The sequence below is a fragment of the Marinobacter sp. KMM 10035 genome (genome assembly GCF_046537445.1).
In the GTDB taxonomy this organism is placed as follows: Bacteria; Pseudomonadota; Gammaproteobacteria; order Pseudomonadales; family Oleiphilaceae; genus Marinobacter; species Marinobacter sediminicola.
Window position 1 is genome coordinate 914368 of sequence record NZ_JBBVMG010000001.1, and the last position, 14223, is coordinate 928590.

At 54.6% G+C, this 14223-nt stretch carries 13 protein-coding genes; 6 read left to right on the forward strand and 7 right to left on the reverse strand.

All coding sequences use genetic code 11. The features are described 5' to 3' along the window. The first annotated feature begins 82 nt into the window (after positions 1-82). The 3 genes from rd to tesB all read left to right on the forward strand — a co-directional run bounded on the left by rd (position 83) and on the right by tesB (position 2371). Positions 83-250, forward strand: coding sequence for a rubredoxin (gene rd, locus AADB16_RS03995; RefSeq protein WP_072795848.1), 168 nt, complete (start codon positions 83-85; stop codon positions 248-250). A gap of 19 nt (positions 251-269) precedes the next feature. Beyond that, positions 270-1424, forward strand: a complete 1155-nt coding sequence (locus tag AADB16_RS04000; protein WP_410801540.1) for an NAD(P)/FAD-dependent oxidoreductase — start codon at positions 270-272, stop codon at positions 1422-1424. A 92-nt stretch (positions 1425-1516) separates the two neighbouring features. Then, positions 1517-2371 (forward strand): acyl-CoA thioesterase II, encoded by an 855-nt coding sequence (gene tesB, locus AADB16_RS04005; protein ID WP_309044663.1) that lies wholly within the window; start codon positions 1517-1519, stop codon positions 2369-2371. A 13-nt stretch (positions 2372-2384) separates the two neighbouring features. On the opposite strand, the gene AADB16_RS04010 is transcribed toward tesB, so the two are convergent. The 3 genes from AADB16_RS04010 to AADB16_RS04020 all read right to left on the reverse strand — a co-directional run bounded on the left by AADB16_RS04010 (position 2385) and on the right by AADB16_RS04020 (position 6648). Beyond that, a complete protein-coding gene (locus AADB16_RS04010) occupies positions 2385-4946 on the reverse strand; it encodes an EAL domain-containing protein (RefSeq protein ID WP_410801542.1) in 2562 nt (853 codons plus the stop codon). A 69-nt stretch (positions 4947-5015) separates the two neighbouring features. After that, positions 5016-5468 (reverse strand): flavodoxin, encoded by a 453-nt coding sequence (locus AADB16_RS04015; RefSeq protein WP_410801544.1) that lies wholly within the window; start codon positions 5466-5468, stop codon positions 5016-5018. A gap of 76 nt (positions 5469-5544) precedes the next feature. After that, positions 5545-6648, reverse strand: a complete 1104-nt coding sequence (locus AADB16_RS04020) for a GGDEF domain-containing protein (RefSeq protein WP_410801545.1) — start codon at positions 6646-6648, stop codon at positions 5545-5547. A 214-nt stretch (positions 6649-6862) separates the two neighbouring features. Between AADB16_RS04020 and AADB16_RS04025 the strand changes: the two genes are divergently transcribed. Beyond that, positions 6863-8422, forward strand: coding sequence for an inorganic phosphate transporter (locus tag AADB16_RS04025; RefSeq protein WP_309044667.1), 1560 nt, complete (start codon positions 6863-6865; stop codon positions 8420-8422). 99 nt (positions 8423-8521) lie between these two features. After that, positions 8522-8791: a hypothetical protein gene (locus AADB16_RS04030; RefSeq protein ID WP_298452326.1), complete on the forward strand. Its 270-nt coding sequence runs from the start codon at positions 8522-8524 to the stop codon at positions 8789-8791. Between the two features lie 177 nt (positions 8792-8968). Here AADB16_RS04030 and panP read toward each other — a convergent pair whose 3' ends face one another. From panP to AADB16_RS04050, 4 genes are all read right to left on the reverse strand, one after another. Further along, positions 8969-10645, reverse strand: a complete 1677-nt coding sequence (panP, locus tag AADB16_RS04035; protein ID WP_410801547.1) for a pyridoxal-dependent aspartate 1-decarboxylase PanP — start codon at positions 10643-10645, stop codon at positions 8969-8971. Positions 10646-10817: 172 nt separating this feature from the next. Continuing rightward, positions 10818-11165: a DUF503 domain-containing protein gene (locus tag AADB16_RS04040; RefSeq protein WP_410801549.1), complete on the reverse strand. Its 348-nt coding sequence runs from the start codon at positions 11163-11165 to the stop codon at positions 10818-10820. A 196-nt stretch (positions 11166-11361) separates the two neighbouring features. Next, positions 11362-13062 carry an isovaleryl-CoA dehydrogenase gene (locus AADB16_RS04045; RefSeq protein ID WP_410801551.1) on the reverse strand — a complete coding sequence of 567 codons (1701 nt, stop codon included), beginning with the start codon at positions 13060-13062 and terminating at the stop codon, positions 11362-11364. Between the two features lie 2 nt (positions 13063-13064). Beyond that, a complete protein-coding gene (locus tag AADB16_RS04050; RefSeq protein ID WP_410801553.1) occupies positions 13065-13697 on the reverse strand; it encodes a TetR/AcrR family transcriptional regulator in 633 nt (210 codons plus the stop codon). A gap of 269 nt (positions 13698-13966) precedes the next feature. Here AADB16_RS04050 and AADB16_RS04055 point away from each other — a divergent pair, with 269 nt between their 5' ends. Then, positions 13967-14197, forward strand: a complete 231-nt coding sequence (locus tag AADB16_RS04055; RefSeq protein ID WP_298452343.1) for a hypothetical protein — start codon at positions 13967-13969, stop codon at positions 14195-14197. The last annotated feature ends 26 nt before the right edge of the window (positions 14198-14223 follow it).

Below are 14223 nucleotides of genomic sequence, written 5' to 3' on the forward strand. Positions count from 1 at the left end.
TCTTTGTTGGCATTGGTCAATCATTACGCGCCGCGTATCATTGCGACGCATCCTATAAAAATGTGTGGTGGAGAGATTGTTTATGAAGAAGTGGCAGTGCGTAGTGTGTGGCCTGGTTTACGATGAAGCAGAAGGTTGGCCGGAAGATGGTATTGAGCCCGGGACTGCCTGGGATGATGTGCCCGAAGATTGGGTTTGCCCCGACTGCGGTGTGGGCAAGGAAGATTTTGAAATGATCGAGATCGGTTGAACCCGAACGGAGCATGGCTATGACAGAGCAGACACCCATCGTAATTGTCGGAACCGGTTTGGCAGGTTACTCCCTGGCCCGTGAAATCCGTAAGCAGGACAAAGACGTGCGGATAGTAATGGTGACCGCCGATGATGGCGTCAGCTACTCCAAGCCCATGCTCTCTACCGGGTTTTCCAAAGGTAAGGATGCAGACGGCCTGGCTCAGGCAGCCACTGCTGCAATGGCAGAACAGTTGGACCTGGAGCTACGTACCTTCACCACTGTGACCGGCATAGACACCAACGGCCACCGATTATTGCTGGGTGATGGTAGCCTGACATACAGCAAGCTGGTGTTGGCCTGGGGCGCAGATGTGATTCGGCTGACGATACCCGGTGAGGGTCAGGAGCGGGTATTTCCGATCAACGATCTGGAAGATTACCGGGTTTTCCGCAAGGCACTGATGCCGGGTGGTCGAGTGGCCATTATGGGTGCCGGGCTGATTGGCTGTGAGTTTGCCAACGACCTGCGTAATGGCGGCTACGAGGTGGATGTAATTGCGCCTTCCGATGCTGTTATGCCGAGCTTGCTGCCTCCAGTTGCCGCGAACGCGGTGCAGCAGGAACTGGAAGCCTTGGGGGTGCGGTTTCATCTGGAAACCGTGGTGGAGCGTTTAGAGCCAGATGGAGCGAGTGTAAAACTGTTCCTCGCTAATGATGAAACACTGCCCGCGGACATTGTCATTTCTGCAGTTGGCTTGCGGCCCCGCACGCAACTGGCAAGAGCGGCCGGGATCGACGTTGGCCGGGGGATTAAAGTAAACAGACTGCTGGAAACCTCGGCCAAGGATGTTTATGCCTTGGGGGACTGTGCTGAAGTAGATGGCCATGTGCTGCTCTACGTTCTGCCGTTGATGGCATGTGCCCGTGCCCTGGCAAAGACCCTGACGGGAGCGCCGACAGAGGTAATCTACGGCACCATGCCTGTGATGATCAAAACCCCGTGTTGCCCGACAGCAGTGTGCCCGCCGCCATCAGATGCCGAAGGCAGTTGGGAAACCGAGCAGGATGGCACTCATGTAAAATCCCTGTTCAAAAACCCGGAGGGAGATGTTCTGGGTTTTGCGGTTACCGGCCGGTTTGCATTGGAAAAGCAGGCGCTCTCCAAAGTGGTACCGCCCATTCATTCTTGAATGCGCTGCCCCCTGTTGGCGCTTTTCGTTGCGAAAGTTCCGCGCTTGCGGTAGAAAACCCTTCGTGAGCTAACGAATCAACAGGAGCAGGCATGCTTGACGTTACAAAAAAACTGGTAGAACTGCTGTATCTCGCCCCCACTGGCGATGATCACTATCGGGGCGAGAGCCAGGATCTGGGATTCCCCCGCGTGTTTGGAGGGCAGGTTCTCGGGCAGGCGCTGATGGCGGCTAGCCATACGGTCGAAGACCGCCTCTGCCATTCTCTGCATGCCTATTTCCTGCGGCCAGGCAACAAGGAAATGCCGATAGAATACGAGGTTCAGCGGGTGCGTGATGGCGGCAGTTTTTCTGTTCGCCGGGTTATTGCCCGCCAGGATGGCAAGGAAATACTGACAGGTTCCATGTCGTTTCATGCCGCTGAGGAAGGTTTTGAGCACCAGGCAGAGATGCCTGAAGCACCAGATCCCGACACCCTGCGCTCCGAGCAGGACTGGGGCAAGTTGATGGCACCGCAGGCGCCTGAAGCCATGCGGGAAGTTATGACCCGCGACCGGCCCATCGAAATCCGCCCGGTGGATCCCACAAATCCGTTTAAGCCTGAGAAGCGCCCACCCCATAAACAAAGCTGGATTCGTGCTCAGGGCCCTCTGCCTGACGATCCGGTTTTGCATCGTTGCCTGCTTGCCTACGCATCGGATTTTTCGTTTTTAGGTACGTCGCTGAACCCCCACGGCAAATCGTTTATAGATAAGAGTCTACAGGTCGCGAGTCTTGATCATGCCATGTGGTTCCATCGGGATTTTCGCATGGAGGATTGGTTGCTTTATGACAAAGACAGCCCGAGTGCTTCAGCAGGGCGAGGTTTCAATCGGGGCAACTTCTTTAATCAGAAGGGTGATCTGGTGGCATCGGCCACTCAGGAAGCACTGATTCGCAGGCGCTAATGTCGACTGAGTGTTATCCGGGGGAGTGCTTTCTGGTGACGGCTTCACGCCTTTGGGATAGCCAGCCCAGCATGCGTTCAAGTGGCAGCGGCCGGCTCAGGAAGTAGCCCTGAATCATGTCACAGCCCATCCCTTTCAGCAGATCTGCAGTGGCTTCTTCTTCCACGCCCTCGGCCACAACCAGGTAGCCGAGGCTGTGACACATATTGATGGTCGTTTGAACAATCACTCTGTCTTCTTCGCGGGTAGCCAGATCCGTTATAAGCGATCGGTCGATTTTGATTTCGCTGGCGGGCAGCTGCTTGATGTAGGAAAGCGAGGAGTAGCCAGAACCAAAGTCATCAATGGAAACCGGAATTCCGGCGCTGGCCAGTGAGTTAAGGGCTTTAAGAGCGTTAGCGGGGTCCTGCATCATCGATGTTTCTGTAACCTCAAAGATGATCGAGCCCCTGTGTTCCAAGTGTGCGCCCATCAAGCGTTTTACAAACATCGGGAAATCCGGCTCCCGGAGATTATTCGGTGAGATATTGACCGAGAGGTCCAGAAGGTGGCCGTTTTCGAGCAGGCGGCTCCGGAGTTCAAGTGATTGCTCCAGCACCCAGCGGGTGAGTGGTTTTATCAGCCCTGTCTGCTCAGCCAGCGTGATGATTTCATCCGCAGGCACGGGCTGTTCTCTTGCTGGCCAGCGAATGAGGGCCTCCATTCCACAGATCCGGCCGGTTCTTAAATTCAGCTTTGGCTGCAAATGGAGCGCCAGTTCATTATTCACAAGTGCTTTCTGTAATTCTGAAACCATCGTAAGCCGGCTGGCACTGTATGAGTCCAGGGATGGCCTGTAGTACGCAATTCCGCGCTCACGGGCGCGGTCTGAGCCCTCCGCTATAGAAGCTCTGCGAATCAAAGTGGATGCGTCAGTGCCATCAACCGGGGAAACCGCGATACCAATCTGGGCGTTCAGTGGAATCTTCATGCCAAGAAAATCGACCGGGGCACGGATAGCTTCCAGTGCACGGACAACCGCTCTGCGTGCCTGCTCAGTCGTGTCGGCATCCACTATGCAGACCAATGTCTCCAGGTCGAGAGAGGCTGTGTAAAAGCTGCGCCCGTTATGCTGACCAAGAGAAATAACGCCTGGAATCTGACGGGCGATAGCATTCGCGTTTTTCGCGGTTACCTCTGATATGAGGTCGCTGTTTCGGTGCCCAAGAGTCTTGGTCACAGACTGCAAGTTATTCAGGTGGATGATGACAATGCCGTGCCGGGTATTTGGAGTCCGGCGAATCAGGTCATTCACTTGCATCTCAAAATTGGTTCGGTTGGGAAGGCCTGTAAGCGAGTTGTGTAGCGCGTTTTCTATTAGCTTCAGCTCGGCTGAACGCCGGGCTGCCATGGCTTTCAGCTCCGCATCGCGGGCTTCTACCTTCCCTTGGCGTTCTTGGTAAAGCCGCGCGGCCAGCGCCAGTGCCAGCAAAACTGCCTGAAGTGCCGACCCGATCTCCATGCCGTAAGCTGTAATAAAGTTGTTGGGCATAAACCCTGCTTTGTTGGCACCGGTAATGGCGCTGCCAACGGATAAAGCGCACCAGGCTATTGTGTAATAGCCAGCTTGTGGGTTGCCGCGTATCCATTGTAATGGCCCCATGATGGTAAGAAGCAGCGTGCTTGGGATCGCGACAGCCACCGATAACCGTATGGAAGTGCCGAAATCAAGCAGGCCGGAGGCTGCGATCAGGAGTGCGTTTGCCGCAATAAAGCCAATGACGACCCGGTTCAGAGCCGGCCCGGAATGTTCAAGCTGGAGAAATGAACGCGAAAATAACAGGGTAAACATGACGGCAAAGGGGATGGAGAGCAACGTGACCCAGCTATGAAGCTCGGGGCTCCTTGGCCACAGTAGTTGGAAGGCCGTGCCATTCAAGCTGCTGATCAACAGGAGGTAGCTTAGCGTCGAGAGCACATAGAAAAGATAGACGTTCTCGCGCAGAGCAAAAAATACAAACAGGTTGAAAAAGATAACGCTGATCAGTACGCCGTAATAGATGGCATGGAGCTGCTCCTCAACGGAGGCGTGCTCGAAAAATGATTGAGCATTCCATAGAGCCAAGGGTACTTGCAAAGTACCTGTTGTTCTCACTTCGAGCAAAACTTGCCGATCAGTGCTTGTGTCCGCGCTGAATGGGAACAGGAAGTGTCGGTTGAGAATGGGGCGCTCTTTGAAGGGGTGATGGTCGCCAGTAACGGTCGCTTCAATAACCTGCCCGTTTTCCATCAGATAAAAGGCAACGTGATCCAAATGGGCGTACCCGATCTCAAGCAAATTAATCTGGCGGTTAACAGGAACATCAAAACGGAACCAAATGGTATCCCGGGTGTAGCCAAAATTTGCGCTGCTGTTTGCGAGAGGTTGCCAGTCACCAGAGGCTGATGCTTCGGCGGGCGACAGTTCAGCGTCGGGAGACAGGCGGAGAAACTCGACACTGGGAAAATGGAACGCCTCAGCGCCCTGGCAGCTAAACGCCAGGGATAAAAACAGCGCAACTGCTGTCAGAGTGCGAAACCATTTGAATCTTGTCACGATTCACCGAAAGTTGTGGTTGTTTTCAAAACCAGTGTGGACTGTAGCTAATAGCGGCCCAAAGTGCTCCTAGTTTAGTACAGCGGATACCCATTCACGTACCCAGGGCAAGGCTTCTTCTTCCGGCTCCTGGGTTTCCAGCGCATCAATGCGTAGAGTGTCGCCAACCTTTCGGGCAGCGGTTTCATAAAGTGCTTCTTCCATCAGCTCGCCGGCGCCACAATACGTATCACCGTAAGAGCTATCCCCCAGAACAATGATGCCAAAGGGGCGTCCTGGCTGTTGTGGTAACTGATCACGCAAATCCACATAAAAGGGTAGAAGGTTGCCGGGAACTTCTCCTTCGCCAGTGGTCGATGTGCAAACCAGCAAAGGGGCCGTATCAGAGGTCATATCCTCCAGTGTCGGGTTCTCCAGAACCTTAACGGTATAGCCTTCGGCATCCAGAGCCTGCTTGATGGCTTTGGCGGTCATCAGTGCCCCGCCATAGACGCTACCCACCAGAATTCGAATGTCTTTCATGTGATTTCCCGTTCAGTGCAAATCGATTTTCCAAGTGTTATTTAGCGCCGGATAGTAGCGGCCAGGCTATGCAGTCTCAAGCGCTTGGTGCATCCTGGGCATTTGCAGCCTGGCTGCGTACCCGAGGTGCAATCCGGTTGCGTCCGGATTCCTTGGCGCTGTATAGATGCAAGTCCGCCTGGCGAAGCATGTTGTCAATGGAGTCGGCCTGAGAAATAGAGCAGACGCCCGCACTCATGGTTATGGGTAAATCCTCGCCGTGGAAGCTAAAGCTTTCCCGCGCTACCTCGCTGCGTAAGCGTTCGGCCAACGTGAGAGCTGGAAGCAGGGATGTATCCGGCAGCAGCAGGAGAAACTCCTCGCCGCCCCAGCGGGCCGCCACGTCGGTTTGGCGGATGACGGACTGCACCGTTGTGGCAAACTGCTTCAGAGCTGCATCGCCAGCGCTATGGCCATAGTGGTCGTTGATATTCTTGAAAAGATCGAGGTCGATCAGAACAATGGAAAAGTGGTGCCCGGAACGCTGGTACCGTGAAAACTCTTCCGATAACCGATTCAGGATGTCTCGCCTATTAGACAGCCCGGTAAGCTCGTCGGTTTTGGCCGCATGTTCGTGAGTCAGGGCGAGATCCAGCAATTCGTTACGAGCCTTCAGTCTGCTGGCTTCGAGGACAAAACAGAAGATCGATTCAAAGGTCAGTGTTGCGAAAAAGCGGATCTTGAAGTCGCCGCTGTACTCCGCCTGCACAAAGGACAGGCCGGGAAACTGGAACACAATAAGGGCAACCAGATAGACCAGCAGAAGAATCATGGTGCCGGTTTTCAGGTTGGTCAGGAAAAACAGCAGAGGCGGAAACACGTAGAACCACAGAGGGCCGGTATTGCTCTCACCCCCGGAGGCTATGAGGTAAGTAAAAAGAAAGCTTACAATAACCAGAAGCCCGGTTTTTTGTATCTCGCGATTCCGGGAGAAGGCAAACCAGACCATGTTCGCGACCACGGGCAGGATAAATCCCCACAGGGCAAGAGCGTGGCTGTAGTGTGCTGAACTCCAGGCTTTTGCGCCAATGCCGAGCAGGGTCAAAATCGCCGCGAGTGACAGCCAGGTCAGCACCAGCGAAATCTGCGCGCTTTCGCGTTCCTGTGCAGCTTGATAGCCCAAGGATGAGTGTTTTGTCATAGCGGCCTTGTTGTTATGTACAACGCTGTTGTTTATTACTCTGGCTCTCTGCCCATTATGAATCAGGCAACGGTAGGTATGCATCTATTTCAAGTGTATTGTGTGACCGGTTCGCGCAGACGCACATTAGTTTCAATTTCAGGGTAAAAAATTTATAGTTGCGCGCTACACGGTGGATCCTTCCCCATTCAGACCAAATGAGACTTATTCTGTTATGGCCCGTTCAAGCGGATTTCTGGACACTCTTCTTACCAGCAACTCTACAGAGCGATACCGGGTCGGGCTCAGCCTGTTGTTCTTGCTCGGCGTCTGGCTGGCGGTAGGTTCCTTCAGTGAAGGGCTGCCCAATAGCACCTTGCTTATGGCTGCAGCGGTCATCGGCGGCTATATGGCTATCAATATAGGTGCTAACGACGTTGCAAACAACGTTGGTCCTGCGGTTGGTTCTGGTGCTCTCTCTCTGGGTGCTGCCGTTATTCTGGCAGGCATTTTTGAATCTGCTGGTGCGTTAATTGCGGGTGGCGATGTTGTCTCTACCATCAAGGGCGGCATTATTGATCCCACAAGTCTTGAAGATGGCCGCGCCTTTGTCTGGCTGATGACAGCAGCTCTGCTTGCAGGCGCCCTCTGGCTCAATCTGGCGACCTGGATGGGTGCGCCTGTATCCACCACCCACTCCATTGTCGGCGGCGTGCTCGGCGCCGGCATTGCTGCGGGCGGCTGGGGTATTGCAGATTGGGGTGTTATGGCCAAGATTGCCGCCAGCTGGGTTATTTCGCCAGTTCTTGGGGGGGCTTTGGCGGCCCTATTGCTATTTATTATCAACAAGACAGTGCTTTATCGGAAGAACGTAATACCTGCAGCGCGAACCTTTGTACCCTGGCTTGTCGCCATCATGGCATGGGCCTTCGGCACCTACTTGATGATCAAAGGCGTAAAGAAAATTGTTGAGGTCGACTTCCTTCAAGCTTCCCTGGTCGGTTTGGGTGCTGCGGTAGTCTCCTTTTTTATCGTGCGATCTCTGGCTTCCCGTCGCGCGGCCACTATGGAAAACAGTGCAGGGGGGGTGAATACCCTGTTCACCTGGCCACTGATATTTGCGGCTGCTCTGCTAAGCTTTGCCCATGGTGCAAACGACGTAGCGAATGCCATCGGCCCACTTGCGGCCATCAACGACGCGTTATCAAACGGTGCGATCGTGACAGCTTCAAGCATTCCTCTGTGGGTCATGATGATTGGTGCCCTGGGCTTAACCGTCGGTCTCATGCTCTTTGGTCCGCGTCTGATCAAAACCGTGGGCAGCGAAATTACCGAGCTGGATAAGACCCGTGCCTTCTGTATCGCACTGTCGGCGGCACTTACGGTTATTCTGGCATCGCAACTGGGCTTGCCAGTGAGCTCTACGCACATTGCCATTGGTGGCGTTTTTGGTGTTGGTTTCTTGCGTGAGTACCTGAAGTCCAATTATGCGACTCAATTGCACAAGATCATGGAAGAGCGCGATGAAGACGATCTTGAGCGCCTCAAGCCCTTCCTGGATGACTTCCGTAACGCCTCTGTTGAAGAAATGGAGAAGCTTCTCAAGCGCGCCAAGAAAAAGAAGCACGTGCCCCTGACCAAATCGGACCGCAAGCGGCTCAAGAAAATCTACAAAGAAGAAATGGTTAAACGCTCACACCTTGTGCGGATTGCGGCTGCGTGGATTATCACCGTGCCCGCCTCAGCCATTATGGCGGCTCTGTTGTTTTTCACCTTGCGTGGGCTGTTCGTCTGATTGTAGTGGCTGGTTGTAACGCTTAGGTTTGGCCATACTGTGTATATGTTACGGGAGCTGTGCGCTCCCTCAGAATTTATTTGCCCCGGAGGGTGAGGTATGAGTACACCGATTGAAAGCCGTCGCCAGGCCAAGGTGATTGATGAGCTTCGAGTGTTTATCAAGAAGGTGTTAAGTGATCCGACTATCGCGGTAAAGTCTATCGACATTGCCCGAAAGTATCGGTCTCAGCCCGGCTCCGACGAAGTAATCGCCCGGGAAATCAGCGCTAACACAACCATCCGTATCCCGGAAAAGTGGAGTGATGCGGATCGAATGTTTCTGGAAATTATTGATGAAGTATTGGATGACGAAGAGGCACTTTACTGAGTTAGTTGCCCCCGGAAATCCGGTATTAGAGGCTAGCACGGAGCGAGGGAGGGAATCAGGCTTCCAAAACCGTGCGGAGCCATGGATGGCGGAGCCGAGCGTACAGGGAGGTATTTACAGCGTGTTTTGGAAGCCTGATTCCCTCCCTTGCGGTTCCTGAAGGGTAATTCCACTACGTCAGGCTTGCTTCTGACCCTGCTCATGCTGTTTCAGCACCGCATTCGCCATCTGATGCAATATCCTGATTTCGTCCTGAATTCCCTCTTCTCCTGAAAGCTCACGCTGCTCTTCCAGAATGTCCGCCAAAATCTTCGGCGTGGTCAGAGGATTCGCCAGAACAACCCGGAATACGATGCACGGAAACTTGTAGTAACAGGCAGGCTCCAGCCGGGTTCTTGAAACAAACGCCTTGCCCCGTTCCCGTTGGGTTTTCTGGATAAATTTGGTGACGCTGTTCAGGCATGCATTAAGCTTTTCCGCCTGAAGCGGGTCCGCCAGAGCCAAGGCTTGCTGCACGTTTTCCGGGCAGTAGCGGTAGGTAAGAATGTTCAGCTCAGGCCGGGTCACCAGCTCAAAATCTGGTTGAGCATCAATCATTTCGGCAAAGCTTGCCGCCTTTTCAATGCCCTGATCAATCAGTATCTCGTAACCTTCCCGAGCCAATATTTTCAGGCCGGAATGGATCAGCATCGACATGCCGGGGCGTGAGCCTTCCAGTGTGGTAGAGCCCAGATCGCGAGAGCCTTTGCGGATGATGTATTGGGCATGGTGCTCAACTGCACTGGCGAGACTGGGGTCTTTGAACACCACCAATCCAACACCCATAGGAACATACAGTTGCTTGTGGGCATCGAAGGTGACTGAGTCTGCCTTTTCTATGCCGCGCAATAAATGACGGTAGGTTCGGGAGAACAGTGTTGGGCCGCCCCAGGCTGCATCTACGTGGAAATGGGCACCGAATTCCCGTGCGATGTCTGCCATAGCATCCAGAGGGTCAACGTTGCCGGTCTCGGTGGTGCCGGCGATGCCACAGATGGCCATAACCTTGATTTTCTGTTTCTGCAATTCCAGACACTTGTCGCGCAGGGCGTCTGTCTGGATTCGGTTGTCATCGTCTGTGTCTACTGCAACCAGAGATTCACGGCCAAGGCCTAGCACGTCGGCGGCTTTACCCAGAGAGTAATGCCCGCGGCGGGATACCACTATGGCAGCGCCTTCGTAGCCATAGTATTTCAATGCACGGAACAGGCCTTCCTGGTGCAGGCCGCGGAAGCTGCCTTCAGCCGGGAAAGCACGGTTGCGTGCAACCCAGAGTGCGGTGAGGTTGGCGACGGTGCCCCCGGAGCACATGGCTCCCAGGGAGTGGCGGGGGTCGTGCATCCATTTGCGATAAAAGGCGCCGTCTTCCTGATACACCAACCGGTGAATCATGCCCAGCACTTGCCGCTCCATAGGCGTGAAGGCCTTGGAGGTTTCAGTTTTTACCAGGTTCTGGTTCAAGGCAATCATGATCTTGGACAGCGGCAGCATGAAGTATGGCAGTGCTGAGGTCATGTGGCCGATAAAGGCGGGTGATGCAGTGTGAACGGAGTTAGCAACCAGTTTGTCGAGCAGGAATTGCGCCTGCTCTGAAACGAACACGGGCTTTTCCGGGATGGTGTAGTCGGAGAAGTTTTTCTCGACGTCTGCAAGATCCCGTTCAACCGCAACGATATGCTCCTGCAGGAAGCCTGCAAGGTTGCGGGAAATGTTCTGGTCAATACGGCTGAGCGTGGACTCCGGTGCCTCGGGCACGGTGAACACGCGATACATGGCTTCAACTGAGGCCTGAGCCGTTTTTTTCTTGCCGGTCATAGATACCACACACAATCAGTGGTCACCGCAGGGCCTGTTCCCGATGCCCAACGGATACAGCCGGGGTCTGTTTCCGGCATTGGTTACTTGTCACCTGTCGCTTCCAGGCACACTGGCATCCCTGAGGGGGCGTAGTATACGGGCTGCTTAAATGTTGTGCCACTGAGCTTTTTCAGAGAATTTCCCGGTGAATGTCGAGTATAGCGGCATCGACCTTTTCCTGTATGGCTTTCTCTACTTGGTCGAGGCGCTGGGTGATTTGCTGCGACGACATGCCGAGGGCAGCGATTGTCCAGGTGGCACAATCGAGGGCTTCCAGATCGGCGGTTTCTGCTACGGCCAGGTCGGGCTCTTTGCCCCAGATGGCACGAAGTGGGGTGAAGACTTTGCGTTTGGCCTTGAGGTCTTCGCAGCCGTAGAGCTGGAAGTGCAGGGTGAGCACGCCTACGTGGGGTGTGATCGCGGTGTTGTGTTGGGGCGCATTGCCCTCTTTCAGCAGTCTTCTGAGAGTTTCAGACATAGATTTTCCGACTTTGGTGCTGGAACCGACGAGGCAAGGCTTTCCAAAACACGCTCCTTGCGGCACATCCATGTGACGCTTGGGCTCCGCCATCCTTGGCTCCGCACAGTTTTGGAAAGCCTTGCCTCGCCGGTTCTCGAACAATTCAAGTGGAGTCCACCAAGCTCATATATTGATGTCTTGGTGAACACCAGCTCTAGCCTACTACAGGCGTTGCCCGCTTGATAATAGCTGCAGCATCAATGCCCGAGGGTAAGTTGCCGTAGTTCATGCCTCCATTGGACTGCAGCCGTGAAGCGCAGAAGGCGTCGGCCACGGTTTTGTCGCCGTTGCGTAATAGCAGGGAGGCTTGCATGACCAAGGCCAGCCGGTCTACCAGGTTGCGGGCGCGGTACTGGAAGTCGCTGATGTCGGCGAAGTCGTTTTGCAGCTGCGCAAGGAACTGGTCGAAACGGCGATCTGCACCTTTTGCCTTGGCGGCTTCGAGGAAGAAGGCGTTGAGGGTTTCGGGTTCTTTCTGAATGGCGCGCAGGGTGTCCAGGCACTGCACGTTGCCGCTGCCCTCCCAGATTGCGTTCACCGGGGATTCACGGAACAGGCGGGGCATGATGCAGTCTTCCATCACGCCGCTGCCACCGATGCATTCCATAGCTTCGTAGGCGTGGTTGGGTGCGCGTTTGCAGATCCAGTATTTGCCTACGGGTGTTGCCAGGCGGGCAAACAAGCGTTCGTGTTCCTGATCCTGGTTGTCGAGGGCGCGGGCGACTCGCATGGTGTAGGCAAGGGCGGCTTCATTTTCCAGAGCCAGGTCAGCCAGTACATTTTGCATTAATGGCTGGTCGTTCAGTCGGCTACCGAAGGCGCTGCGATGGCGGCAGTGGTGTGTGGCCTGAGCCACGGCCTGGCGCATGCCAGCAGAGCTACCGATCATGCAGTCGAAGCGGGTCATGGCAACCATTTCTATGATGGTGGGTATGCCTCGCCCTTCTTCGCCGATCATCCAGGCCAAGGCCCCGCGCAGCTCTACTTCGCTGGAGGCGTTGGCTACGTTGCCCATTTTGTTTTTAAGGCGCTGGATCTGCCAGGGGTTTTTGGTTCCGTCCGGGCGCCAGCGTGGCATCAGGAAGCAAGACAATCCGGCGGGCGCTTGGGCCAGGACCAGAAAGGCATCGCACATGGGAGCCGAGACAAACCACTTATGGCCTACCAGCTCATAAGCCTGTCCGGGGCCCTTGGCTCCTACCGGGTAAGCCAGGGTGCTGTTGGAGCGTACGTCGCTGCCACCCTGTTTTTCGGTCATCGCCATGCCGATGGATACCGAGCGTTTTTGACTGTCGGGCAGGTTGCGGGAGTCGTAGCTGTTGGCCAGTATGCGGGATTCCCAGAGCGCCGCCAGTTCCGGTTGTTTTCGGATGGAGGGTATTGCAGCGAAGGTCATGGTGACCGGGCAGCAGTGTGCAGCCTCTACCTGGGAGTGCATATAGTACTTTGCTGCGCGGGTTACATGAGCGCCTTTGCCGGGGTTTGTCCAGGGGCTGCTGTGAAGGCCGCTCTCGAAGGCAATGCTCATCAATTCGTGGTACGAGGGGTGGAAATCCACTTCGTCGATGCGGTGGCCAAAGCGGTCGTGGGTATTGAGTGCCGGTTTGTTGTTATTGGCCCGGAAACCGAGGTCGATCGTTGCAGCGCTGCCGGCAAGGGTGCCGAAAGCCTTCAGATCGCTTTCCGCTTTTCCGGCGCCTTCGCGATGAATCGCATTCTGCAGGGCAATATCCTGCTCATACAGGTTGTAGTTTTCCAGCGCTGGCGGCTGGTTGAGTACTTCGTGTGTGATCGCCAAATAGCGATCACTGGGTGCTTTTTCGGGTGTTCCGGACACGGGCTGTGGGGTATTCATAACTACCTCCTGATGCCGGTCAACCCCTGTAAGCAAAAGCAGATGATTGTGTTGACCAGCTGGTCGTTGTTTTCAGTTTCTGTCGCGGCTGCCAGGTTGGTTTGGGTTGGTGACAAAGGGCCAACCAGGCTTTCCGCAATAGCGCCAACCAGGCAAGTACTGCTTTGGCGGGCGTTTTGATCCGGAATACACCCTTCTTCGATGCCCTCCCGGATAGCTTGTTCAAACAGGCCGGCGTAGGCCTTTCTATAAGCCAACCGCTCTTCTTCAACCTTAGGGTCCACCGGCTCTGCAATGAGGGACCAAGCCATAACAGGTCCCTTCAGTGCGCGCTCGGCAAACTGCCGCAATGCTTTCTCCAGTCGCTCAGTAGCACTTCCCGACGTTGCCAGGGCCTTTGTTACCTTGGCTATTTCGCGCTGTGTGGCTTGCCTGAATATTTCAGCGAACAGGTCCTCCTTCGACTCGAAGTGCCGGTAAATCGTTCCTGTGGCAACATCAGCGAGCTGGGCAATGCGAGTAATTCGTGCATTGCGAAAGCCGCCCTCCGCAACGCATTTGTAGGTGCATTCAGCGATCCGCTGACGCGCGGCGGCTTTACGCAGTCGCATCTTCTCTGTTTCACGATAAGCCATTCCGGGCTCCCGCTATTAGTGAATATTGATTCATTCTTTTGTTTGGTGCAAACACTTATTTGTCACCTTTATTTTATCCATTAAATTCATGAGGATGCGGTTAGTTACAAAAAGTTACAAAAAACTTATTGGTGGTAATAGCTCTGCCATGAAAAGCAGATTATAAAGACGCCAAGACGGCGCCGCAGTAGCGGCTGGTCGAGACGGAGTGCGGCTGCTTAATTTGGGTTGCCGCGCTTGTAACACTGTTTTCGTTGATGGAGATAACCATGAGCGAGTTCGACGAAAGCAATCTGGAGCAATCCGGTAACTGGGCTAACTCAAACAGCGAAAGTGACGATACACATTCAATCGCTGGCAGGGCGCGGGTGCGGGCGCAACTACAGCAGGATATCGACGCTTTCCTGAGTCAGGGAGGCAGAATCCAGGAAGTTGAGACATCGTTTCGCGTTGACTCCCCTCGTAAGGTGGAGACGGGCTTTAATAACCGCGCACTTTGAGTGTTGTCTTTGCAGGCCGGGGTTTA